Below are 23,549 nucleotides of genomic sequence, written 5' to 3' on the forward strand. Positions count from 1 at the left end.
TGCGTCCTCTTCACCACAAGGTCACAAAGGCACAAAGCTGAAGGTCTGGCTTTGTGACTTTGTGGGCTAGTCCGGCCTCGGGTTCGGGATGAGTTTTTCGCGGGCGGCGGCGGCCCCTTCGAAATAGCGCTGCACCTCGCCATCGTCTTCCAGCGCCGCGAGCGCCTGGTCGAGGGCTTCCCTGCAGACGATCAGGGCATCCCGTGTATGGGCGCGATTGGTGGAAAAGATGTCCCGCCAAAGCACGGCGGGGCTTGCCGCCAGCCTGGTCATGTCCCGCAGGCCGCCGCCAACCAGCGCTCCGAACCGCTCGTCTCCATCCGCAAGCTCCCCCACCGCCCTGGAGATGGCGGCCGCGGCGAGGTGCGGCATATGGCTGACGGCGGCGGCGATGCGGTCGTGGTCGCCGAGCGGTATATCCGTCGGCCGCGCGCCCAACGCGGCGGCCAGCCCGCGCAGCCGTTCCAGAGCGTCGAGGCTCGTGTTATCTGTCGGAGTGAAGACCCACGTTGCCGCCCGGAACAAGCCGAGGCGCGCGGCCTCGATGCCGCCTTCGTGCGATCCGGCCATCGGGTGGCCGCCGACGAACCGCTCGCCCAGGCAGCCTTCGCCGGCGGCCACGATCTCGGATTTGGTTGAGCCCAGGTCGGTAACCACCGCATTGGAAGCCGCGTGCAGCGCTATTTGCGGCATCGTTTCGATGATGGTACGCACCGGGGTCGCAAGGACGACCAGGTCAGCGTCCCGTATACCTTCCAGCGCCGGCCACGCCTCGTCGCATGCGCCGCGTTCGACCGCAAGGGCACACGTCTCCGCCCTGCGGGCGATTCCGATCACCCGCCTCGCGAGCTCGCCCTGCTTGAGGTCGAGCCCAAGCGAACCGCCCAGCAGCCCCATTCCGACGATGGCAACAGTGTCGAACACGCACACAGGATAGGAAAAAACGGTGCCTTCACACTGCGAAACCGGTACTTTGGGACCACGCCCGTTTCCCCTCGGCCTGCGATAATGGCATTACATTGCTTTGAAAGGAGCAGACGGATGGAAAAGGCTTTGAGATATGTGGCGTCAGCCCTGGGATTGGGGCTGACCGCAATGGTCGCGGTCATCGCGGTCGGCGAGGGCGCGCCCAACCCGTTCACGCAGCCCCTGCCCGTTCAGTTGGATTTCGCCGCCCTGGGGATCGCACTGGCCGGGACCCTGATCGCGCTCAAGTGGGAAGGCATCGGGGGCGCCATGATGGTCGCGGGAACGCTCGCTTTCGACGGCGTTGAGTGGGTTGTGAACCACAGGCACTTCCCCTTCATGCTTGTGTTCGCACTGGTGGGGGTGCTGCACTTGCTGGCTGCGTCGGCGCAGGCGCTGCGCAATCGGCCACGAGCGCGGAACGCCGGATAATGGCTCGGCGGACGCCGCGCAAAGCACCGTATTTCTGGAAAGGTAGCTTTCAGGTTGCGGTTATTACTACGAAAGTCGCACAACGATTTTTGGAGTGATGGAACGGAAGACTCGGAACGTCATCGGAGATATCGATTGAGCGCGACCTTGCCCCGTCCGTCGCACGCGAGAGTCATCGCGAAGGTTCAGTCCGCAGGCGACGAGTTGATTGAGGCCGTGACGCGGAATTATCCCCCTCCCGTTTTTTGCCGAGCCGGATCTATTCGATGTAACGATCAGCCGGTCTACATCACCTCCCTGGACGAAGCGGCCATCCGCTGATTCAGCGTCGCTAACCGGATGGAGAAGCGCGTCCTGCGGGAATCCGAGCGCTATCTGGCTGAGATTTCGGCCAAACGGCAGGGTCCTCGCGTGTCTTGCACGAGGTCGGCCGGCTCGGACGCGACAGAGGCCGGCCCACGGGGGCCGGCCTCTTCAGTTGCCGGTTACCGCGTCAGATCCGTATCCACGGATGTGCTCGCGATGAGCGTGTCGCCCGGTTTGATCTTCACGGATTTCCCATGGACGAAATATCCGCCCACGAGGCCGATCGGGCCGGCCACCATGGCGCCGCCTACGGTAGCCCCCGCCGCCTCTCCACTCTTCTTTCCGCCAAGGACCTTGCCCTGGCTGGCTGCTTCCAGCGTCAGCGGCTGTCCGAATGTAGTCGTCACGGGATTCAGCCCCAGGTACAGTTTCGCGTTAACCCCGTAATGCTTCCGCCCGACGACCTTCGTCACCAGGCCCGTCACCGGCGTGCCCGCGTTCAATACGGACACTCCGTTTGAATTCACCACATCGCGCACGTGCAGGCGCACCGCTGCGCCCTCCTTCACGTGCCGCGAGTCCAACGCCTGGTCGAAGACCAGGACGACCTGTGTACCCTTAGGCACCGTCACCGTTTCGGCGCGCGCCGCTGCTCCCAGTGCCGCCCAGGCAACGCATCCGAGGGCCAGGGCCCTCATCGCCGATTTCATAAGCAACCTCCTTTCAGTAGGGTTGTTACCGTTTCTCTACCCGCGGGTTGAGGTTGCGAAAACGTCGGCGCACCCGCCATACGCCAAATCCCGGGGCTTCCTCAGCCCATCGGCCATCGAGGGTGTTAGCCCGAAACCCACGTTGTAACACCCCCTGTCGGGGTAGGGATGAAACAGACCCCGTGCGGAAGAGCGCGGGTGAGGAGGTTGCACATGCCGCGTCCGATATGGAAGGGAAGCATCAGTTTCGGTCTCGTCAACATCCCAGTCGCCCTCTACTCCGCGGAGAAGAAGGAGGAGCTCGCCTTCACTCTGCTGGATCGGCGGGACAACTCGCCGGTGCGGTACAAGCGGGTGAACGAAAACACCGGCGCGGAGGTCGCGTGGGAAGACATCGTGAAGGGCTACGAGTACGAGCCCGGCAAACGCGTGGTGTTGACCGAAGCGGACCTCAAAGAGGCGAACCCCGAGGCTGCCTCCAAGGTCGAGATCGTGGACTTTGTGGACGCCGCCGAGGTGGACCCGATCTACTTCGAGAAGCCATATTACCTCGGTCCATCCGGCAAGCTCGGCGACAAAGGCTACGTGCTCCTTCGCGAAACGCTGGAGCGCAGCGGAAAGATGGCGATCGGCAAGGTGGTCATCCGAACGAAGCAGAGGCTGTGCGCGGTGACGCCTGAAGGCCCTCTGCTTCAGCTCACCACGATGCGGTTTGCGGACGAGGTACGCGACCCGGCAGGTATCGGCGCGCCGAACAAGACGCCGAAGGAGTTAGGCATATCCCCTAAAGAAATCGAAATGGCGGAACGACTTGTGGAGGGCATGTCCGAGCCGTTTCGGCCGGAGAGATACAAGGACGACTATCGCGGGGATGTCATGGCGCTGATCCAGGCCAGGATCGCCGACGGACAGGCCCTCCGGACCAAGGGAGAGCCCGACAACACGGCCCCCGGAAAACGCGGCAAGGTAATCGACCTGATGCCTCTCCTGATGAAGAGTCTCGAAGCGGCTCGCGAGAAGGGAAAGCCCGCCCGCAAGGCCGGGCCGAAGGCCAAGGCGAAGTCCGCCCCGAAGGGTTCCAGGCCGCGTGGCTCTTGAACAGTACAAACGGAAGCGGGATTTCAGCAAGACCCCGGAGCCGGTCGGTGAGGTGGCAGCGGCTCCCGGGGACCTATCGTTCGTCGTCCAGAAGCACGATGCCTCGCGCCTGCATTACGATTTCAGGCTGGAGATGGACGGAGTGTTGAAGAGTTGGGCCGTTCCGAAAGGGCCCAGCTACGACCCGAAGGACCGCCGCCTCGCCGTGCACGTGGAGGATCACCCCGTTTCATACGGTTCTTTCGAAGGCACCATCCCCGAGGGCGAATACGGGGGCGGGACGGTGATGCTCTGGGATCGCGGATCGTGGTCCCCCATCGGCGACCCCGAGGAGGGCTACAGCAAGGGAGACTTGAAATTCATCCTTCACGGCGCCCGACTCAAAGGCGCCTGGGTGCTGGTGCGGATGGGCAAGCGTTCCGGCGATAAAGACAACTGGCTGCTCATCAAGGAGAAGGACGAGTTCGCGGACCCGGGCCACGCTGACAAAGCGCTCAAAGAGGGGACAGTGAGCGTTGACTCTGGCCGGTCGATAGACGAGATCGCGGCGGGTAAGCCTCCCGCCGACGGGAAAGCGGAGCCTCGCACTTTCAAGCCGGAGCTTGCGACCCTCTCGGAACGGGCCCCAGAAGGAGACGTCTGGCTGCACGAGATCAAGTACGACGGTTACCGCGCCCTGGGTATCGTCCGGGATGGCAGCGTGAAGATTCTGACTCGGAACGGCAACGATTGGACCACCCGCTTCCCGACCGTGGCGAAAGCGCTGGCGAAACTGCCTGTGGGTTCCGCGTGGCTGGACGGCGAAATCGTGGTGCTGGATGAGCATGGCGTCAGCAGCTTCCAGGCGCTCCAGAACGCGCTGAAGACCGGCCAAGTTGGCGATATGACTTACTATGCTTTTGATTTGTTGCGGCAAGATGGCGAAGACCTGGCTCCCCGGCCTCTGCTGGACCGCAAGGCGGCGCTGAAGGGCCTGCTGGAAACGGCTGGCAGCGATATTCTGCGGTACAGCGAACACGTTCGGGGTGACGGCGCGGAATTCCATTCCCTGGCGTGCCGCCACGGTCTGGAGGGCATCGTGTCCAAGCGGGCCGACAGCGCTTACCATCCCGGCCGTGGCCTTGACTGGCTGAAGGTGAAATGCCGCCTCGTTCAGGAGTTTGTCGTTGGTGGCTACACGGAGCCCGAGGGGAGCCGAAGCCATTTTGGCGCGCTGCTCGTCGGGACGTATGGCGGCGACGGCTGCCTGGTCTACGCCGGGAAGGTAGGCACCGGTTTCGATGAGCGCACGCTCGCTGACGTCGCCTCGCGCCTCGGAAAACTGGAGGCCGGCGAATCGCCGTTCTGTGCGGCGATCCCGCGCTCCGTCCAAAGAGGCGCGCGGTGGGTGAAGCCGCAGATGGTCGTGGAGGCGGAGTTCGCCAACTGGACGGGCGATGGTCTCGTGCGTCAGGCGTCGTTCCAGGGCGTCCGCGAAGACAAGCCTGCCAGGGAGGTCGTTCGCGAGGCGCCTTTGGCCGTTCCGGGAGTGAAAGGCGGGCCGAAGGTGAATAAGAAGGCCGCGACACCCTTGTATGCCGGTATTGAGCTCACGCACCCGGACCGCATTGTCTATCCGGACATCCAGTTGACGAAAGCGGAACTGGCGGCCTATTTCGAGGCTGCGGCGCCCTGGATCCTTCCCCATCTTGCCGGGCGGCCGCTCACCCTCGTCCGCTGCCCGGAAGGCGCATCGGGTAAGTGCTTCTACCAGAAGAATGCCGGCGCCAACCCTCCCGAGCACGTAGATCTGGTGTCGGTGACCACGGACGACGGGCCGGCCCAGTATACGGCGATCTCGCGGATCGAGGGCCTGCTCCAACTCGTCCAGTTGGGCGTGCTGGAATTCCACACGTGGGGTGCGACGATGCCGCGTCTGGACCGGCCGGACCGAATCGTCTTCGACCTGGATCCGGATGAGGGCCTCGACCCCCAGAAGGTCGTGGAGGCCGCCAGGGCAGTCCGCGACCGCCTTTCGAATATCGGGTTGCTGAGCTTCGTCAAGACCACGGGGGGCAAGGGGCTCCACGTGGTGGTCCCGTTCTCACGCCGGCACACCTGGGAAGATGCGAAATCCTTCAGCAAAGCCATTGCGGAGAGCATGGTCCGGGAAGCCCCCGACCGATATACCTCCAACCTCCGCAAGGCGGAACGTACCGGCCGCGTCTTTATCGATTATCTGAGGAACGCCGAGGGGGCCACAGCGGTCGCCGCCTACTCCACGAGGGCACGCGCCGGTGCACCGGTCTCCGTGCCGATCGGTTGGGAAGAACTGGACGCGAGCCTGCTCGTCGAACCGTTCACAGTCCGCACCGTCCAAACCCGCCTGTCGAGCGGAGACCCCTGGGCGGATTACGCCTCCACCCGCCAGAGCATCACCGGAAAGATGAGAAACGCCGTGGGCCTTCGCTGACGCCTGTAGAAGCCCGTATGTGCCTCCTCAATAGCGCTGCCCCCTGGCATACAATGAAACTATGGGTACGGAGACCGGTAAGGCGGGCAGGCTGAAGCACGACGAGGCGATTCGCCGCGTGCAGGAGTCGTGCGACGACCTCATCCGCATCATTACCCGCGACCACATCCCACCGGTCTCTTGCCGAGCGGGCTGCGATTGGTGCTGCCGCCAGCCGGTCTACATCACACCCCTTGAGGGAGTTGCGATTCGCGATTTCGTGACCCGGAACCGGATGGAGAAGCGCGTCCTGCGGGAAACAGAGCGCTACCTGGCGGAGGTCGGCGCGAAACGGCAAGGGCCGTCCGGCCTCGCGGCGCTGCACAAGAGCGTGCTGGGGGTGGGGCCGCCGCCGACCGACCGCCAGCGCCACGCCGTCTACGGCCCGAAGTGCATCTTCCTCAACCCGGACGGTCTCTGCTCCATCTACCCGGCGCGCCCTCTGATGTGCCGCGAGCACATCTCCTTTGACGACGTGCGGAAATGCGAGCGCGACGAGCCGTTCCTGGGGCTGGATAAGCCGAGATTTTCGGAGGTCACTTCGTACCTGACCCAGCGCTCCGTGGAACCACGCCTCCGTATGCTGCCGATTTGGGAGTACGAGCGCGCCGCCGCCCTCGCGGACGCCGCGCCCGAGGTGAAACCGGGCGAACTCAAAAAGGCGCTGCGGTGGAAAACGGGGTAGAGCGAAATCCAGTGGATGAGTAAATGAGTCAACGTGAGCAACGCGTCCGCGGACGCGTTGACTCATTCACCCAATGACTTGATGCTTCCCGGATCGACTTCCTCCACCCATCGGACCTTGTCTGCCACCGGGCCCCGAGTGCCCTGCGGCCATTCGCCTTTGGGCCACCCCAGGTAGAAGAATCCGAGGAGGCGCGCCGGCGGCTTGAGGCCGACGAAACCGGCTACGTACGGGTCGATGAGCGTCGATCCGGTGGTCCACTTGCCGCCGAGACCGGCGGCCGAGGCCGCGAGGTGGAGGTTCTGGATGGCGCTTCCGACGGCGATGATCTCCTCGACCTCCGGCCTTACCGGCGTCCCATCGGGCCGCAACGCGGGCGACATCGCCACGGCGATCCACACCGGAGCGCTCCAGACCCGGTCGCGGAAGTCGTCGAATTTCGCTTGTTTGAATTCCCCGTCCGGGGTTGCCATTCGGTAGGCTTCCGAGAAAGCCTGCCCCAGGGCGCGACGCGATTCCCCAGTGTAGACGGTGAACCGCCACGGCTCGGTGCCGCCGTGGCTGGGCGCCCAGTTGGCGGCTTCGAGCAATTTCTCAATCAGAGGACGGTCCACGGGCCTGTCCGCCTGGAGACGAACGAGCGGAAAGCTGCGGCGATTCTCAATGGCTCGCAGAAGGCTGGTCAGGTTTTCCGGAAGCTCCTCAGGCATTACCCATTCCCCCGCCGACCACGACGGTACTCCGTCTTCAAACGGCACAGCCGTATGATAGCCGCCTCACTGCCGAGGGTCCACGGCGGCTATGGCGAACGCAATTCAGGATTCGCTGAGATTGCCTTCCACGGAACACTTCGCCTCCGGCGCGGGTTCATGTCCATCGCTGCCGGAACTCCCTTGTGGAGCAACCGGCGCGCATGACTCCCGGACTGGAGACCAGGATGGCCTATCAGGATTCGATACATACGGCCGCGACAGAGGTTGTCGCGCCGCACACATATACTCTTCCCCCCGCGACCGGCGCCGGTTCCGCGGGATCGGGCCCATCGCCCGCTCATCTCTTTGCGGCCGTGAATGCCTTCCAGCAGACGGCTGTGCTGAAGTCGGCCGTCGAACTGGGCGTTTTCACGGCAATCGCCGATGGAGCCGCCACGCCGGCCGAAATCGGAGCGAAGTGCGGCGCCTCCGAGCGCGGAATTCGCATACTTTGCGATTTCCTCGTCGTCATCGGCTTTCTCACCAAGGCGGGCGCAACGTATGCCCTCACGGAGGATTCCGCCGTGTTTCTCGCGCGCCAGTCCCGTGCGTATATGGGAGGCGCTCTGGACTTCCTGCTGTCGCCGGCCATCGTCGGCGGGTTCCAGGACCTCACCGCCGCGGTGCGCAACGGTGGCACGACAATGCCGCACGAGGGAGCCCTGGCGCCAGACCACCCGATGTGGGTGCAGTTCGCGCAATCGATGGTCCCCATGATGATGATGCCGGCGCAGGCGATCGCGGGCATCGTCAACGGCGAGGCGCCGCGCTCCCTCAAAATCCTGGACATCGCCGCCGGCCACGGGATGTTCGGAATCACCATCGCGCAGCGAAACCCCGCGGCCCAAATCGTCGCCCTGGACTGGCCAAACGTGCTGGAGATTGCCAAGGGGAATGCGCGAGACGCGGGAGTCAGCGACCGCTACGAAACCATCTCCGGCAGCGCCTTCGACGTCGATTTCGGAACCGGCTATGACGTGGTCCTGTTGACCAACTTCATACACCACTTCGACGTTCCCGCCAACGATGCTCTCCTGCGCAAAGTCCATGCCGCATTGGCGCCGGCCGGCCGGGTGGTCGCGCTGGAATTCGTGCCCAATGAAGATCGCGTCTCTCCCCCCATGCCGGCGACCTTCAGCATGATGATGCTGGCTTCCACCCCGGCCGGCGACGCATACACCGCCGGACAGTTGACGGGCATGTACGCCGATGCTGGATTCCCAAGGTGCGAAGTGATCCCGTTGCCGCCCTCGCCTGAATCGGCCGTTGTCGGCTACAAGGAAAGCTGAATCGTAAGTAATACGTGGCCTTGTCCTGCGCCTTACCGCCTTCAGATGAGCGCGGTAAGGCGCAGGATTGCCTCGCGTGCCCGTGCGGATCCCGGCGGGATTTGCGGCCTTGATGGCGGTTCAGTACACAATGCATCATCAACGCGATGAGGTGTATCTCCATGAAGACCGGTATGCGCTGTCTGCTCTGGTTTGCCGCGGTATTGTCCCTCTCCAGTTCGGCGTTAGCAGGTGCCCTCGAAACGGGCTTTCACTCGCCCCCTCCATCCGCCCGGCCGTGGGTCTACTGGTTCTGGCTGAACGGTAACATCACCCGGGAAGGCATCACGGCCGACCTGGAGGCGATGGAGCGCGTCGGCATCGGTGGCGTGCTGATCATGGAAGTGGACCAGGGCGCCCCCAGAGGCCCGGTCGATTTCATGGGCGCCCAATGGAGGGCATTGTTCGCCCACGCCGCATCTGAGGCGAAACGCCTCGGCCTCGAAATCAACATGAACAACGACGCGGGCTGGAACGGCAGCGGCGGCCCGTGGATCAAGCCAGAACAATCCATGCAGAAGGTGGTCTGGAGTGAAACCTCTCTCGCAGGTCCGCAGCGCTTCGAAGGGACGCTTCCCCAACCCCAGACCGTTGCCGGCTTCTACCGCGACATCGAGGTGCTCGCATTCCCGACACCCGGGCCGTACCGGATACCGGATATCCAGGTGAAGGCTGCGTATCAGGTGGGCGCGGTTGGCGCGGCGGAGGCAGCTGACCTGGCACCGGAGATGGTCATCGACACGAAGCAGGTCACCGACATCACCTCCCGGATGGATGCGACCGGGCGAGTCAATTGGGACGTTCCTGCGGGAAATTGGACCGTCATGCGCTTCGGGCATACGAGCACCGGCGCCGTCAATGCGCCCGCCCCGGAAACCGGCCGTGGGCTTGAATGCGACAAGTTGAGCGTGGAAGGCGCCGAGGCGAATTTCGGCGGAATGATGGCCAAACTCGTCGCGGACACCGGCTCCGCTCCCGGCAAGGCGCTGGTTGCCACGCACGTGGATAGCTGGGAGAACGGGTCGCAGAACTGGACCGCCCGCATGCGCGACGAGTTCCGGCACCGGCGCGGTTACGACCCGCTGCCGTTTCTGCCCGTGATGACCGGCCGCGTGGTCGGGAGCGCGGAGGTATCGGAACGATTCCTATGGGATCTTCGCCGTACCATTTCCGAACTCGTCGTTCAGAACTACGCCGGACGCATCCGGGGCCTCGCCCACGCGAACGGCCTGAGATTCACCACCGAGGCGTACGGCGGCCCGTGCGACGACCTCCCCTACGGAGGGCAGGCGGACGAACCGATGGGCGAGTTCTGGATGGGCGGAGGCTCCATCGAGACGTGCCGGGGCATGGCCTCGGCCGCGCACGTCTACGGCAAGCCCATCGTCGGGGCGGAGTCGTTCACCGCCGGCAGTGACGAGCGGTGGCTCCAACACCCCGCTTCAATCAAATCTCTCGGAGACCGCGCCTTCTGCGAGGGAATCAACCGCTTCGTCTTCCACCGTTACGCGATGCAGCCGTGGGTGGATAACCGGCGTCCCGGTATGACGATGGGCCCGTGGGGGCTTCACTACGAGCGCACACAAACGTGGTGGAACCAGTCTGCCGCGTGGCACACCTACCTCGCGCGCTGCCAGCAACTGCTGCGGCAGGGAAGATACGCGGCCGATATCTGCTACCTCCAGGCAGAGGCGCCACCGCAGGCGTTCAACGGACACAGGCCGGCCGGTTACGCCTGGGACGAGTGCCCCGCCGAAGCCGTGCTCACACGCATGACGGTGAAGAACGGGCGCATCGTGCTGCCTGACGGGATGAGCTATCGGGTTCTGGTGCTGTCCGAGTCGCGAAACATGACGCCCGCCCTGCTGCGGAAGCTCGGCGACCTCGTGAAGGCCGGCGCAACCGTTATCGGCCCGCGTCCGCTGAAGTCGCCGAGCCTGAGCGGCTATCCGCAGTGCGATGACGAAGTGAAGCGACTGGCCGACGAAATATGGGGCGATTGCGACGGCAAAGGCGTGAAGGAGCACCGGTATGGCCTCGGGCGCGTGATATGGGGCGTCGCGCCGGAGAAGATTCTCTCTGGCTCGGGAACGGGACCGGATTTCACCGGCGGGCAGCGCCTGAACTGGATCCACCGCACTGTCGGAACCACGGAGATCTACTTCCTGGCCAACCCCCAGGCGAAGCGCGTGGCGGCAGCGTGCACGTTCCGCGTAAGCGGCAAGACGCCCGAGTTGTGGTGGCCGGAAGCTGGTCGCATCGAGCGCGCTCCGATATACCGCCTGGACAAGGGCGCTACGACCGTCCTGCTGCCGCTTGGGCCCAGCGAGTCCGTCTTCGTCGTCTTCCGGAGCGCCGCCGCGAAGAGCGACCCGGTGATGGCGGTCAAACGCGGCGGTACGACCGTGCTCTCCCTGGTGTCCGGTCCCGCGCTCCCGATCGTCGTGAAGAGAGCTTCGTACGGCGTTCTGGGTGACCCCGCCCGGACACGGGACGTCCGGGCAGAGGTTCAGCGCCTCGCTGACTCCGGCGAGCGCGAGTTTCAGGTCGCGGAAATGGCGGCCGGCGATGATCCCGCATACGGCATCGTCAAGACGCTCATCGTTGATTACACGTTAGGCGGTAAGCGGGCTACGGCCAGAGGCGTCGATCCTGAGCGCATAGACCTGGATTCATTCACGCCGGATACAGCCCCGCAGTGCGAGCTGGCCGGTTCGGGCAGCCTCGAGCGCCTCACCGTTTGGCAGCCGGGCCGATACACGGTCGTACGCGCAAGCGGCAGGGCTCAGATTCTGACCATGCCCGATGTTCCAGCTGCTTTGAGCATCGGAGGCCCATGGACGGTCTCATTCCCGCCCGGTAACGGCGCACCGGAGAGGATTCGGCTGGAACGGTTGGCCTCTCTGTCCGACTATCCCGATCCGGGTGTGAAGTACTTCTCCGGAACGGCGGTGTGGCGCACGACAATACACGCGCCGGCCGGCGCGTTCGGCAACGGCCGCACGATGCGGCTGGAACTCGGCGACGTTCAGGTGATCGCCGAGGTGAAACTGAACGGCAAGGGCCTAGGCATCCTCTGGAAGCCCCCGTACAGCGTGGACGTAACCGCCGCGCTCAAGCCCGGCGTGAACAGCCTGGAGGTCAAGGTGACCAACCTGTGGCCGAACAGGTTGGTCGGCGACGAGCAATTGCCCGAAGACAGCGATCGTAACGGGGACGGCACGCTCAAATCCTGGCCGCAATGGCTGATCGACGGTAAACCCAGCCCGACCGGTCGCCTCACGTTCACCAGTTGGCGCTTGTGGAGGAAGGACGATGCCCTGCTGCCATCGGGCCTGCTTGGTCCGGTGACGATCCGGGCGGGCCGAACGTTCGTAATTGAGTGAAGGAAGGCCGGGTGGTGAATCGCCCGCCCGGCTTGCTATCCGACCTTCCAGCATGCAGTATGATGGCAGGGACGCATGGCGTCGATTGGTCTGCAATCGTGAGCAAATGAGAACCCTCACTCTTCACCGCGCTCTGAAATGGCTGCTGGCGCTGTGCCTCGGCGCCGCCGCCGTGTTGTGGCTGCTGCGTCCGGTTGGGCAGGTGGCGCCGGTGTCGAACGCGGTCACCGCCGGCTCCACAGCCCGTAAAGGCAACGTCACCGTCTGGAGCTGGAACATCGCGGCTAAGAGCCTTCAGCAGTTGGTCCCCGCCTTCGAGAAGCGCCACCCCGGGGTTCGCGTCAACGTGGACATGACAGGCGCGCGGATGACCACCCGTCTGATGCTGTCGCTGGCCTCCGGCGTCGGCGCACCGGACGTCTCCCAATTCGAACTCAGCGACGCACCGCGTTACATCGCCACCGGCAAACTCGCGGATCTCACGCCGGTCGCGATGAAGTACCGTTCCAGCTTCCCGGCTTACCTGTGGGACAACTGTATGATGGACGGGAGGGTCTACGCGATCCCGTGGGACATGGGCCCGTGCGCCGTCTTCTACAAGCGAAGCCTCTTCAAGAAATACGGCGTGGATCCCGATCGCATCGAGACGTGGGACGACTATATCCGCGCCGGGCAGGCCATCTTGCGCAAGTCCGGCGGCCGCACGAAGATGCTCCCGCTGGGCGCCAATGCCTTGAACTGGACGTTTCAGATGCTGATCCAGCAGACGGGTGGCCAGATATTTGACGCTCAGGGGCGCATCGCGATCAACTCGCCACAGTCGCGCAAGGCACTGGACATCATGCGCCGGATGCGCGCCGCCGGGATCTGCTCGGATGTTCCGATATTCAGCCAGGAATACCTCGCCAGCATCAATGCGGACACCATCGCCTCCTATCCCGCCGCCGTCTGGATGGCCGGAACGATGAAGGATACCGCCCGGGACTACGCAAAGGGCGATATCACCTGGGGCGTGTTCCGCCTGCCCGCCATGGAGCACGGCGGCAAGCGCGTCGCCAACCTCGGGGGCTCCGTGCTCGTTATACCGGCCCAGTGTCGCAATAAGGAAGCCGCCTGGGCGTTCATCGAATACGCTCTTTGCACCCGCGAAGGGCAGTTGGCCCAGTATCGCAACTTCAGCCTGTTCCCGGGCTACCTCCCCGCGCTCCGCCACCCGGGCGTGGACGATCCCGACCCGTTCTTCAGCGGCCAGCCCGCCGGCAAGGTCTTCGTGACCGACGTCACCAGCATCTCCCGCCTCAACATGACCCCCAACTGGGCATCGGCCGTCGGATACCTCGACCAAGACCTCAGCCACTGGGCCGCCACGGGGATGCGCAACGAAGGCTTCTTCGAGAACGTCGAGCGGAAGCTCCAGCGGAGGCTGGGAGTGCCTCTGGCGCCGCAAACCGGGAGGGTTCCGCGATGACGAACACGCCACGGGCGCAATGGTGGGCGGAAGTGAAGCGATACCGGCACTTCTACCTCTTCGTGTCGCCGTTTTTCATCCTTTTCGCCGTCTTCGGCCTCTACCCGCTGCTGTTCTCGCTGTTCCTCAGCTTCATGAAGTGGGACGGCCTCACGGCGTGGCATTTTGTCGGCGCGTCCAACTTCGTGGCGATGGCGGACGACGAAATCCTCTGGCGCAGCCTGTGGAACACGCTGGTCATCGGACTGCTGTATATTCCGCCGATGATGATCCTGGCGTTTCTGTTCGCCCAGGTGCTGAACACGCAATGGCTGAAGATGCGGGCGTTCTACCGAGCCGCGTTCTTCCTGCCCTGCGTGACCCCGATGGTGGTCATCGCCATCGTGTTCAGCCTGATCTTCAGCGCTGAAAGGGGCGTCCTGAACTACTGGCTGGGCTTTGCGGGGGTAAAGGCGGTCCCGTGGCTCACCAGCGAGGAGTGGTCGAAGGTTTCGGTGGCCATCCTCGTCGTGTGGCGATGGACCGGCTATAACATGATCCTCATGCTGGCCGGATTGCAGGGGATCCCAGGCGAGTACTACGAGGCGGCGATGGTGGATGGCGCCGGCGCGCTTCAGCGCATGCGCGCGATCACCATGCCGATGATGCGGCCCACCTTTCTGTTCTGCGGATTGCTCTCACTGCTGGGCACCATCTATATGTTCGACGAGATCTTCGTCCTCACCAGCGGCGGCCCGGGCACTTCGTCGACCAACTTCGGGATGTACCTCTTCAACATCTCGTTCGGCGATTTCCGGTTCGGATACGCGTCGTGCGTGGCATACACGGTGGCCGTGGCCGTCTTCCTGGTGACCTGGCTTGTGTCGAAGGCCAACCGGCGCGGACTCGATGAGGGCCACGCATGAGAACCACCCACACCGCGCGGACTGGGTTGGGCCGTGCCCTCACCTATCTGGCGCTCACGCTGCTCGCCGCGCTGTTCATTTTCCCCTTCTACTGGCTCGTCGTGTCCGCGTTCAAAACGCAGGCTCAGATCTTCAGCACGCCGCCGCAGTGGCTGCCCAATCCGGTCACAGCCTCGAATTTCGGCGACCTGTGGCGGGAGACGGACATTCCCCGCGCGTTCCTGAACTCCGTCATCATGTCCAGCGGAAACGTGCTGCTCGCGCTGTTCCTGTGCTCGCTGGCCGGCTTCGCGTTCGCTAAATACCCGCGGGCGCCCGGCAACGGCAAGCTGCTGGCGTTCGTGTTGGGAACGATGATGATCCCCGGCGCCGTCACCCTCATCCCGTCGTTCCTCGTGATGGTCAAACTGCACCTCATCAACACCTATTGGGCGATGATCATACCGGGCACGGCCGGCGCTTTCGGCATCTTCTGGATGCGGCAGTACATGGCCGCCAACGTCCCGGATGACCTGGTCGCCGCCGCCCGCATCGACGGCTGCAGCGAGTTCGGAATCTACTGGCGCGTCGCCGCGCCGATCGCCACGCCCGCCCTTGCGGCGCTCGGCATCATGCAGCTCATCGGCAGTTGGAACAACCTGATGTGGGCCTTCATCGTGCTGCGCACCCGCGACATGCTGACGCTGCCGGTCGTTATCTACCTCTTGCAGGGGGAGATTCGCACGCCGTACGGTATGCTGATGGCGGGAGGTTTGCTGACCACCCTGCCGCTGGTCCTGGCGTTCCTGTTCTTCCAACGGCATTTCATCGCAGGCATCACCGCAGGCGCGATCAAACAATAGGCGGAAATGATGAAATCTGAACGATGAACGATGAACGCCGAGCTTCAAAGCGGAGGGCCGGGGGAACCGGCGGCGATCCGGCGCCTGATAAGAATCAGAGGCTATGCACACCCTTTTGGCGATAAGTCTCCTGCTCCTGCCTCTCGCAACCTGTGCCGCCGCGCCCGGCCCGGCGGTTATCCGCCCCGGCGTGGTCTGGAAGGACCTCCATGGCGCCGCGATCCAGGCGCACGGCGGCGGAATCCTCGTGCACAACGGCACGTACTACTGGTACGGCGAGGACAAAACGCACGGATGGTTCAACAGTTCCGGCGTTTCAGGCTACTCATCGCGCGACCTGGTCACCTGGAAACGCCTCGGCCTCGTGCTCCCCAAGGCAGCGTTCCCGGCCCAGTTTCAGGACACCGGTGTGTGCGAGCGGCCCAAGGTCCTCTACAACCGCAAGACCCGCAAGTACGTCATGTGGATGCACCTGGATGCCGCCAACTACAGCGTTTCCGCGGCGGGGATCGCCGTGGCCGACCGGCCGGAGGGTCCGTTCACCTTTCAACGCTTCTTTCGCCCGCGCCCAGAAAGCACTTTCCGCGATATGAACCTGTTGCAGGACTCGGACGGCCGCGCCTATGTGTTTTATTCCGGCGAGGGCAATGCCACGATGCACGTAGTGCGTTTGAACGCGGAGTACACGGGTGTGGAAGAACCGATGGTGGAAGGGCGGACGTGGGCGCGCATTTTCGCCGGCGCGTCCCCTGAGGCTCCCGCGCCGTTCCAGTTCGGCAAGCGTTATTACATCATCACGTCCGCCTGCACGGGCTGGAAGCCCAACGCGGCGCAGTACGCATGGGCCGATAGTGTCCTCGGACCGTGGACGGTGAAGGACAACCCGTGTGACGGCGCGGACGCCGGCACCACGTTCCAATCGCAGAGCACTTTCGTTCTCCCGCTCCCGGGCGGCAGGCCAAACGAGTTCATCTATATGGGCGACCGCTGGAAGCCCGAGGACCTCGCGGACTCGCGCTACATCTGGCTGCCCTTCGCGATACAGGAGGACGGTTCGTTCCGCCTGAAGTGGCAGGATGAATGGGCCTTGCCGAAGCGCTGACGCCGGAGACGAAAGGACTGAGGGAGAGGGATTATGATCGTCAACATACTTATCGTCGCGGCCGGTCTCGGCCTGGTGTTTCTGGCTCTGGAAGGAGACTGCGCTCAACCTCCGCCGAACACACCGCCTTCCGGTGGATCAACGTTCGTGGCGGATCGCAATCCGGTCTTCCGGGGCGCGGATCCGCACGCAATCGTCGTCGGAACGACGATTTGGGTGTACCCCACCGTCGGCCGCGGCCGCTTTGATGCGTTCTCCTCGGCCGATCTGAGGACGTGGGAGCGCCATAACGCGGTGCTGGAACTGACCGGCGTCAAATGGATCCACGACGGCGGATACACCGACTGTCAGGCGTGGGCGCCGGGCGTGGTTCAAAAGGGGGGGAAGTTCTATATGTACTTCTCCGTGGGGCCGCAGAGCCCTGGCTACCCATCCCGCATCGGGGTGGCGGTCGGCGATTCGCCCGCGGGCCCGTTCGTGGACTCCGGCAAGCCGTTACTCACCGGGGGCAACGGCTTTGAAGCGATCGACGCCATGGTTTTCGATGACCCGAAGACGCACAAGTTCTACTTCTATGCCGGCGGCAGCGCCGGGGCGACCCTCCGCGTATTCGAGATGAATCCCGATATGGTCAGCTTCGCCCGCGAGATCAAGGTGAACACGCCTCCGCATTTCACGGAGGGTTCGTTCATGCACTACCGGAACGGCGTCTACTACTTCACCTACAGCCACGGCTGGTGGGAGGGCGACACATACTCCGTCTACTACGTCACGTCCACCACGCCCGTTGGACCTTGGAAGGCCGGCGGCAAGATTCTGAGCAGCGACGACAAGCGCAAGGGTCCGGGGCACCACTCCATCATCAAGCACCCGGATCGCGACGAATGGTACATCGTTTATCACCGCTGGGAGAACCAATCCGGCCGCGGGCCGTACCGCGGATCCCGGCAGGTAGCGATCGACAAGCTTGAATATGGTTCTGACGGCTCCCTCAAGCCGGTGACGATGACCAACGTGCCGCCGCGACTCTGAGCTCGCAGCCCGGACCAGTTTCCTGACCTCTTTCGTCGCCGGCCACGCTCGTAAAATCGGTACTTTCGGCCCTGTCTGGTACAATTTCAACGCGATAGCATCGGTTGTGAAAGGGTTGGGTGGAGGGCACACCCGGCTCGGGAGCGGGACCGATGCGTTGCAGATTGGCCATCATCGTGGGTCTGGCATTCGCGGCGTCCGCATCGAACGCGGCGGACGACCGTTTGCCGCCCGGCGCCCCGGTCCAACCACCCCTTATCCGCGCCCTTCAGCGAACGATGGCGGGCCGGCCGGTCATCGGTGTGGCCCTGCCATGTATAGCGACGGCAGAAATTCCTACCGCCTTCGGACCCGATGAGGGACTGCTTCCACGGCTGCAAGCCATCGGTGACGCCGCCAGCGCCCCGGGCCTCCGCCTCATCCCGTTTGCCGTCGGCTCGGCGTGGGCTCTCGCCCCGGAAACCCGTGAGGAATTCCGGCTGCCCGACCCGAATGCACGACCGCTGGAGTATATGGACCGCCGATCCTCGCTGATGTGGTTCCTGGCGGCGTTGACGCCGGAACAAATCGGCCAGCTGGGCTCCGCGGACGGCCTCCCCGCGCGGGACTTGCGCGGCGCCCCGCGAGCCGCTCTGCTCCGCGCGCTTCAGCCGCCGCTCATCATCGCGGAACGGCAGGAGCCGGTGAAGCCCGCCGCCGGGGAGGGAGACTTTGAGACCCCGGTATGGCGCGACGTGCGCCGCGTGGATGACCCGCTGGATGCTTCCAGCCTCCGCGTTTTCGCCCGGCTGCAAGTCCGTGAGGCATACTTCCGGACCAGTGGAGACCAATATGTCAGCCTCCCTGTCGTCCCGCCGCCTGATGAACGCGCGCTGCGAGGGGATCGGGCCGGCAAGACCATTGGCCTTTATGGCAACCTTGAGATTCCCTGCATCACCATGGTCGCCAACCGCTACAAACCCTCGGATCTGACCGGCGGGACACTGCGGCAGCCGATCGGACTGGAAGGCGTCCACACGGTCAAAGAGGTCGTTGAAGCCGCATCCCGAGCGACCGGTTTGACGCTCCACGTGATTCCGATGTGGAAGGACATTCAGGTCTTCGTCGGCTCGAAGACCCTCCCGAGCGGCGACGTTATGGACACCCTTCGCCTGGCGCTGGAGGGGGCCTGGCGCAAAGTCGGGTCGGAATATGTGCTTGCCTGGGACGTCCGCGGCCTCGCGCCCCTGCAGCGGTCCACAATCGAGTCGTTGGCCGGAACCAGCAAACGGACTGAGGGTATACTGCACTCGGCTTATCGGTCAGGCGCCTGGATCTCGATGGCGCGGAGCCTCATGTTCGACGAAGACAATTCCCTGTCGCTCACACGGGAGCAGCGGGACATTATACTGCCCGAAATCCCGGCGGGATACCCGACGATCGGCTACGAACAAATGACCCCGTACCAGCAGGCATGGGTGCAGACGCAGGCCCGGACCCGCGCGGTGACCGGGAGGACCGATAGCGGTGCGGTTTTCGAAAGGGCCATCTCACGGGACGAAGTCAGGGCCACCGCAATCAACAGCCACCTCAATATCATCATCTCGGTCGAGGAACCTTCGGTCGGACGCCTGCGGCTCGACCCGGAGTTCGGCAGTATCGAGCTCATCGGGCAGGAGGATATCCGTCGGAGCGGGCTGAGGGACGCGGCCAAACTCTTCCCGGTGACTCCGGAAATGATGAACTCGCCGGGCATATCGGAAGAGGCGGCGGAACCGAAGGACGAAGATGGAACGGACGAGGACCAGTCTGCGGATCCGGGCGCGTTTGGACCAGCCGCGATCCCGTCGCAAGAGCGGGCGGTGATGGTGCCCCCTACGGGGCCGGCCACACTTGGCGATCTGGCCGCCACCATGCGCCGCCACGGCTTCAACACGCTGTTCTACCCGGTCCTTTATGACGGTTACTCAACGATCCCGAGCGCGGCGTTCCCGCTGCATCCGGCGCTGCGCGGCAAGGACGGGCTGGATGCGGCGTTTGCCGCGATGGCCGGGTCAGGCATCCAGGTCGTGCCGTACCTGAACACGCTCACGTGGCGTGGACCCGATCAACCGTCCCGAGTGCTGCGCAAGCACCCCGGATGGCTGGAGCGCGACATTCTGGGGCGCTGTCGTTCGGAATGGCTGGTGGATCATCCCCTTAAAGACGGTGATCGCGTCCTGGACGTGGCGATCGACCGCGACTACGTCCGCGGTTCGGATCCGGCGGTGGCTTCCCTGCTGCAAACGCTGCTCAAAGAGCTTTCGGCGCGGCAGGCGGTAACGGGCCTGGCCTTCAGCGACTGGCTGCCTGAGCGGTTCGAGGATAGGGCCTCCTCGAACGGGGTCTTGTCTACGTCCACGCAACCTCCCATGGGTTTCGCCGCACCAGACCGATCTGCCTGTCTGCGGGAGACCGGGATGGATCCGGTGGATCTCACCCTCTGGTGGGACCCGCCATTCATGCCGCGGACGATGTCGTCGCGCCGTGAGGATAATGAGCCGTGGGGGATTGGTTCCGATCGGTGGAACGGCGACGAGTCCGGAACCATCGGGCCCGCGGGTGCCCCTCACCCTGACGCCCGCCTGATTTCCGCCCTCCTTGGCTCGGCGAAGGACCTGCGCCCGGACTGGGAGACGTACCTGTTCGACGCATCGGGCAAGTACCCTGAGTTGGCCGGCGGGCCGGAGTCATCAACGCCCCGGCCTGACCGGACGCTAACGCTCCCCGACCACACGATCGGCCTGATCCTGTCGACCGGCGAGCACGCGGACGGAGTATGCATCCCGTTGGCGTCTCAACTCCTCGTAAAGGCAATCCAGGCGCCCGATGTGCTCAAAACGCTCAACGAGGCGATGGACGGGTTGCGGCGCGGAGAGTGGCGCGATTTCGAATTCCACATATCTGGTCCGGACGAACCTCCGGATCGGACGCGGTATGCCCCGCCGTATACCACCGTGTTGAACTTCCAGCGGATGCCGGAGTCCATCCGCGACACGCTTCGCCTCTTCCGCCCGCCCACTCCCAATGAACTGGCGCCGCCGAAGGTAACGAGCGCAACGAAGAAATTCGGCCCCGGTCACTGAAAGCGCCTGTCCGGACCTTGGCAGTTGCGCTACCGCCCGGCGCGCGGCGGACGGCGGCGCTTGGGCGTGGGCGATTTGGCCTTCTTCAGCTCCGCCACGCGCACTGCCTTGTCCATCCAGACCGCGAGTTCGTCCGGGTTGTCCAGCACGAAGGCGGGCACCTCGTAATACTGCATCACCTGATCCGGGTTGTCGAACGGCATGAACGGCCCCATGCCCTCCGCCTCGAAATCGCCGCGATTGGAGCTGTCGACCTTGAAGTACAACCGGTCGTTGGCCATGACGGCGAAGAAAAGCCCCTCCCGGTAAAGGCCCACGCCGCCGAACATGCTCCGGTCAGTCACGTGCGCAACCAGATTCAGGACGCTCAGGGTTTCCGCGCGATATGCGGGTGTTACGGGCACGGCGTTTCCTCCACGCGGCGACGCACATGATGGTGTACCCGCCATGGCTCAGCGCGCCGCTACACTGATATCATACACTCGCTGACGAGGAGACGCAACCAACCAAAATGGCTGTCACCGATCATTCAATCCTGCCGAAAACGCCCGCCGGGGAGATGCTCGCCCTCTGGCTGGACGCCGTGAACTCCGGCGACTTCGAGACGATCCGTCGTTTCATCAGCGAAAGCCATACCGCCGCTGCGCTGGCGACTCGCAACGCCAGGCAGCGGGCGGCGGCACGCGTGCGGACGTGGACCAACACGCGCGGCCTGACGGCGCGGCGGATCGTCGCGTCGAAGCCGCACGCTCTGAACGCCCTGCTGTTCGGGAACCTGGCGGAGGATTGGTGGAACGTTCGCATCGAAGTGGAGCCGGATCCGCCGCACCACGTCAAATCACTCTCGCTCTCGCCCGCGGCCGCGCCGGACGACCTGCGCGAAGGCGGCCCGTTGTCGCCGCCCGAGATTGCCGAACGACTCGACGCCTACACCGCGAAGCTCGCAGATGCCGACATTTTCTCCGGCGCCTATCTGCTTGCGCGAAACGGCGAGGTGCTCACGGCCGGGGCACGCGGCCTCGCCAGCCGCGCGTGGAAAGTCCCAAACACCGTGCAAACCCGGTTCAACCTCGGGTCGTGCAACAAGATGTTCACCTCGGTCGCGATCCTTCAGCAGATCGAATCCGGACGGATCGCTCTGGACGACCGGATCGGCGGCATTCTGCCCGACTACCCCAACGAAGACGTGGCCGCGAACGTGACGATCCGCCATCTGCTCACGCACACCTCGGGCCTGGGCTCGTTCTTCAACCAGCAGTTCGCGGGCGCATCGCGCGCGCGATTTCGCAAGGTCGCCGATTATACGCCCCTCTATGAGCGCGAGCCTCTCGAGTTCCGCCCCGGCGCGCGGTTCAGCTACAGCAACTCCGGCATGATGCTTCTGGGTGTGATCCTGGAGAAAGTGACCGGCGGTGACTACTTCGAGTACATTCGCGAGCGCATCTACGGGCCGGCCGGCATGACCCGCAGCGATTCCTACGACCTCGATGCGGACGAGGCGGACATCGCGGTCGGCTACACCAGCACGGGCGCGGACGGTGGCCACCAATCCGGACCGCGCCGCAGCAATGTCTTCACACACATCGCCAAGGGCAGCCCCGCCGGTGGAGGTTTCTCAACGGTCGAGGACATGCTGCGTTTCGACCAGGCGCTCCGGGGCAACGTCCTGCTTAAGCCGGAGACCACCGCGCTGATGCTCACGCCGCAGGCATCAACGGACTTCGATCCGTCAGTGAAGATCGGATACGGGGTCTTTCTGGAAGAGTCGGCCGGCAAGCGCATCGCGGGCCACAGCGGCGTGTTCGCGGGCGTGAACTCGCAGTTGGACATGCACCTGGACACCGGGTTCACCGCTGTCATCCTGAGCAACTACGATCCGCCCGCCGCCAAGCGCGTGGCCCACAAGGTGAGGGAGTGGGTGGCGGGGGGAGTGATGAATGATGAGTGATGAATGATGAGCGATGGACGCCCGGATTCAGGGGTTCAGTAACCCGGCTGGGAGAGAAGGGGAGCATTTATGAACAGAGACCCATTCTGGAAGGATCCTATGGAAGGGGAAAAGGCTGTCGTCTACTGGACGGGGACAAAGGAACCGCTGTGTGGAGAGTCGCTATGGGAGGGCAATATTGTCCGCCTGCCGGTTCCACCTGGGGATCCGTGGATCAGCATCGTGCTGGGTGGGGGCTTTATCCTGCCGGCAACGGATGGCAGTGGTACTGACACGATCAACCCGGTCGGGATCCTACACGATTTCTACAGCCGTGACGCCGAGGGGGCTCCGTTTCCGGAAAAGGTGACGGCGTGTCTGGCGGGAGAACGGAGGGTCTTCATCGGCTACCCGCATAGGACGTCCCACCTGTATGTTGACAGCGAGGACGACCTGGCTTTCGATATGGTCGCGAACGACTGGCTGGAGATGATGGACGCGGCGGGTTTCAATGTCCGAGTCGCTGTCGGCGACGGTCCCAAAGACTACCCGTACGTGAGCGCTATCGGAACTGGAACTCAGCTCGCCCGAACGCACTGGTTGAAAGGCCAATGCGAAGGGGACCCGCTCGTGTTGTTCGCATCGGACGGCGTGAGAACACCGTTGGAGGAGTTGATCGCGAAGTGGACGCCCTCCGGATCCAAAGCGCTGCGGGACGAGCTCACTCAGCAGATGTACCGTGACCACCGACCCATTTGGCAACTCATCGCCGGCGCCGACCTGTTCTTCTCCTGCTGTGGGTTCGAGGGAGGTTACGAAGCAATTCTAAACGTGCGTGGCGTCCCAGTGGAGAGGATTCACGAAGTGCTCAAGGAAGTAGCCGAAAGTCTCGGCCTCCATCTGTACTATGGTGGCGAAGCGCCACAAGCCCGCGAGTCGACGCGGTGGAGCTACGTCTTCGATGACCATTACCGGCGGATGCCGATACCCAGCCATTGGGAGCAGATCGTGTGAG

General features: G+C 64.0%; 18 protein-coding genes. 14 read left to right on the top strand and 4 right to left on the bottom strand.

Translation table 11 applies throughout. The features are described from left to right. Positions 1-66: 66 nt before the first annotated feature. On the bottom strand, positions 67-924 hold the full coding sequence (locus tag VGM51_00670; protein HEY3411546.1) for a prephenate dehydrogenase/arogenate dehydrogenase family protein: 858 nt from the start codon (positions 922-924) through the stop codon (positions 67-69). Positions 925-1,041: 117 nt separating this feature from the next. Here VGM51_00670 and VGM51_00675 point away from each other — a divergent pair, with 117 nt between their 5' ends. Then, a complete protein-coding gene (locus tag VGM51_00675) occupies positions 1,042-1,398 on the top strand; it encodes a hypothetical protein (protein HEY3411547.1) in 357 nt (118 codons plus the stop codon). Positions 1,399-1,883: 485 nt separating this feature from the next. Here VGM51_00675 and VGM51_00680 read toward each other — a convergent pair whose 3' ends face one another. Beyond that, the gene (locus VGM51_00680) at positions 1,884-2,414 is read right to left on the bottom strand and encodes a hypothetical protein (GenBank protein ID HEY3411548.1); all 531 of its coding nucleotides are present in this window, start codon (positions 2,412-2,414) and stop codon (positions 1,884-1,886) included. A gap of 213 nt (positions 2,415-2,627) precedes the next feature. On the opposite strand from VGM51_00680, the gene VGM51_00685 reads away from it, so the two are divergent. From VGM51_00685 to VGM51_00695, 3 genes are all read left to right on the top strand, one after another. Further along, positions 2,628-3,512 carry a Ku protein gene (locus VGM51_00685; GenBank protein HEY3411549.1) on the top strand — a complete coding sequence of 295 codons (885 nt, stop codon included), beginning with the start codon at positions 2,628-2,630 and terminating at the stop codon, positions 3,510-3,512. After that, complete coding sequence (ligD, locus tag VGM51_00690; protein ID HEY3411550.1) at positions 3,502-5,964, top strand: DNA ligase D; 2,463 nt, start codon at positions 3,502-3,504, stop codon at positions 5,962-5,964. Before VGM51_00685 ends, ligD begins: the two co-directional genes overlap by 11 nt. A gap of 61 nt (positions 5,965-6,025) precedes the next feature. Then, positions 6,026-6,688 (top strand): YkgJ family cysteine cluster protein, encoded by a 663-nt coding sequence (locus VGM51_00695; protein ID HEY3411551.1) that lies wholly within the window; start codon positions 6,026-6,028, stop codon positions 6,686-6,688. Positions 6,689-6,750: 62 nt separating this feature from the next. On the opposite strand, the gene VGM51_00700 is transcribed toward VGM51_00695, so the two are convergent. After that, positions 6,751-7,398 carry a nitroreductase gene (locus VGM51_00700; protein HEY3411552.1) on the bottom strand — a complete coding sequence of 216 codons (648 nt, stop codon included), beginning with the start codon at positions 7,396-7,398 and terminating at the stop codon, positions 6,751-6,753. A 227-nt stretch (positions 7,399-7,625) separates the two neighbouring features. Here VGM51_00700 and VGM51_00705 point away from each other — a divergent pair, with 227 nt between their 5' ends. The 8 genes from VGM51_00705 to VGM51_00740 all read left to right on the top strand — a co-directional run bounded on the left by VGM51_00705 (position 7,626) and on the right by VGM51_00740 (position 20,607). Beyond that, positions 7,626-8,729: a class I SAM-dependent methyltransferase gene (locus VGM51_00705; GenBank protein HEY3411553.1), complete on the top strand. Its 1,104-nt coding sequence runs from the start codon at positions 7,626-7,628 to the stop codon at positions 8,727-8,729. Between the two features lie 161 nt (positions 8,730-8,890). Next, positions 8,891-12,154, top strand: a complete 3,264-nt coding sequence (locus VGM51_00710; GenBank protein HEY3411554.1) for a glycosyl hydrolase — start codon at positions 8,891-8,893, stop codon at positions 12,152-12,154. 106 nt (positions 12,155-12,260) lie between these two features. Continuing rightward, the gene (locus tag VGM51_00715) at positions 12,261-13,622 is read left to right on the top strand and encodes a sugar ABC transporter substrate-binding protein (protein ID HEY3411555.1); all 1,362 of its coding nucleotides are present in this window, start codon (positions 12,261-12,263) and stop codon (positions 13,620-13,622) included. Further along, on the top strand, positions 13,619-14,527 hold the full coding sequence (locus VGM51_00720) for a sugar ABC transporter permease (protein ID HEY3411556.1): 909 nt from the start codon (positions 13,619-13,621) through the stop codon (positions 14,525-14,527). The genes VGM51_00715 and VGM51_00720 overlap by 4 nt, the downstream gene beginning before the upstream one ends. After that, positions 14,524-15,369 carry a carbohydrate ABC transporter permease gene (locus tag VGM51_00725; protein ID HEY3411557.1) on the top strand — a complete coding sequence of 282 codons (846 nt, stop codon included), beginning with the start codon at positions 14,524-14,526 and terminating at the stop codon, positions 15,367-15,369. The genes VGM51_00720 and VGM51_00725 overlap by 4 nt, the downstream gene beginning before the upstream one ends. Positions 15,370-15,472: 103 nt before the next feature. Beyond that, the gene (locus VGM51_00730; protein HEY3411558.1) at positions 15,473-16,471 is read left to right on the top strand and encodes a glycoside hydrolase family 43 protein; all 999 of its coding nucleotides are present in this window, start codon (positions 15,473-15,475) and stop codon (positions 16,469-16,471) included. A 33-nt stretch (positions 16,472-16,504) separates the two neighbouring features. Further along, entirely contained in the window at positions 16,505-17,503 is a 999-nt protein-coding gene (locus VGM51_00735) for a family 43 glycosylhydrolase (protein HEY3411559.1), read from the top strand. 152 nt (positions 17,504-17,655) lie between these two features. Continuing rightward, positions 17,656-20,607, top strand: coding sequence for a hypothetical protein (locus VGM51_00740; GenBank protein ID HEY3411560.1), 2,952 nt, complete (start codon positions 17,656-17,658; stop codon positions 20,605-20,607). A gap of 29 nt (positions 20,608-20,636) precedes the next feature. Here VGM51_00740 and VGM51_00745 read toward each other — a convergent pair whose 3' ends face one another. Then, positions 20,637-21,011, bottom strand: coding sequence for a TfoX/Sxy family protein (locus VGM51_00745; GenBank protein HEY3411561.1), 375 nt, complete (start codon positions 21,009-21,011; stop codon positions 20,637-20,639). Positions 21,012-21,118: 107 nt separating this feature from the next. On the opposite strand from VGM51_00745, the gene VGM51_00750 reads away from it, so the two are divergent. Together VGM51_00750 and VGM51_00755 are read left to right on the top strand one after the other, a co-directional pair. Then, positions 21,119-22,555: a serine hydrolase domain-containing protein gene (locus tag VGM51_00750; protein ID HEY3411562.1), complete on the top strand. Its 1,437-nt coding sequence runs from the start codon at positions 21,119-21,121 to the stop codon at positions 22,553-22,555. 69 nt (positions 22,556-22,624) lie between these two features. After that, positions 22,625-23,548, top strand: a complete 924-nt coding sequence (locus tag VGM51_00755; protein ID HEY3411563.1) for a hypothetical protein — start codon at positions 22,625-22,627, stop codon at positions 23,546-23,548. Position 23,549: the final 1 nt, after the last annotated feature.

The organism is Armatimonadota bacterium (assembly GCA_036504095.1).
Lineage (GTDB): Bacteria > Armatimonadota > DTGP01 > JAKQQT01 > JAKQQT01 > DASXUL01.

Excerpts from the sequence above, each read along its gene's own strand:
- VGM51_00675 (HEY3411547.1), top strand. The coding sequence starts at position 1,042 with ATGGAAAAGGCTTTGAGATATGTGGCGTCAGCCCTGGGATTGGGGCTG.
- VGM51_00680 (HEY3411548.1), bottom strand. The coding sequence starts at position 2,414 with ATGAAATCGGCGATGAGGGCCCTGGCCCTCGGATGCGTTGCCTGGGCG.
- VGM51_00685 (HEY3411549.1), top strand. The coding sequence starts at position 2,628 with ATGCCGCGTCCGATATGGAAGGGAAGCATCAGTTTCGGTCTCGTCAAC.
- VGM51_00695 (HEY3411551.1), top strand. The coding sequence starts at position 6,026 with ATGGGTACGGAGACCGGTAAGGCGGGCAGGCTGAAGCACGACGAGGCG.
- VGM51_00700 (HEY3411552.1), bottom strand. The coding sequence starts at position 7,398 with ATGCCTGAGGAGCTTCCGGAAAACCTGACCAGCCTTCTGCGAGCCATT.
- VGM51_00705 (HEY3411553.1), top strand. The coding sequence starts at position 7,626 with ATGGCCTATCAGGATTCGATACATACGGCCGCGACAGAGGTTGTCGCG.
- VGM51_00710 (HEY3411554.1), top strand. The coding sequence starts at position 8,891 with ATGAAGACCGGTATGCGCTGTCTGCTCTGGTTTGCCGCGGTATTGTCC.
- VGM51_00715 (HEY3411555.1), top strand. The coding sequence starts at position 12,261 with ATGAGAACCCTCACTCTTCACCGCGCTCTGAAATGGCTGCTGGCGCTG.
- VGM51_00720 (HEY3411556.1), top strand. The coding sequence starts at position 13,619 with ATGACGAACACGCCACGGGCGCAATGGTGGGCGGAAGTGAAGCGATAC.
- VGM51_00725 (HEY3411557.1), top strand. The coding sequence starts at position 14,524 with ATGAGAACCACCCACACCGCGCGGACTGGGTTGGGCCGTGCCCTCACC.
- VGM51_00730 (HEY3411558.1), top strand. The coding sequence starts at position 15,473 with ATGCACACCCTTTTGGCGATAAGTCTCCTGCTCCTGCCTCTCGCAACC.
- VGM51_00735 (HEY3411559.1), top strand. The coding sequence starts at position 16,505 with ATGATCGTCAACATACTTATCGTCGCGGCCGGTCTCGGCCTGGTGTTT.
- VGM51_00740 (HEY3411560.1), top strand. The coding sequence starts at position 17,656 with ATGCGTTGCAGATTGGCCATCATCGTGGGTCTGGCATTCGCGGCGTCC.
- VGM51_00750 (HEY3411562.1), top strand. The coding sequence starts at position 21,119 with ATGGCTGTCACCGATCATTCAATCCTGCCGAAAACGCCCGCCGGGGAG.
- VGM51_00755 (HEY3411563.1), top strand. The coding sequence starts at position 22,625 with ATGAACAGAGACCCATTCTGGAAGGATCCTATGGAAGGGGAAAAGGCT.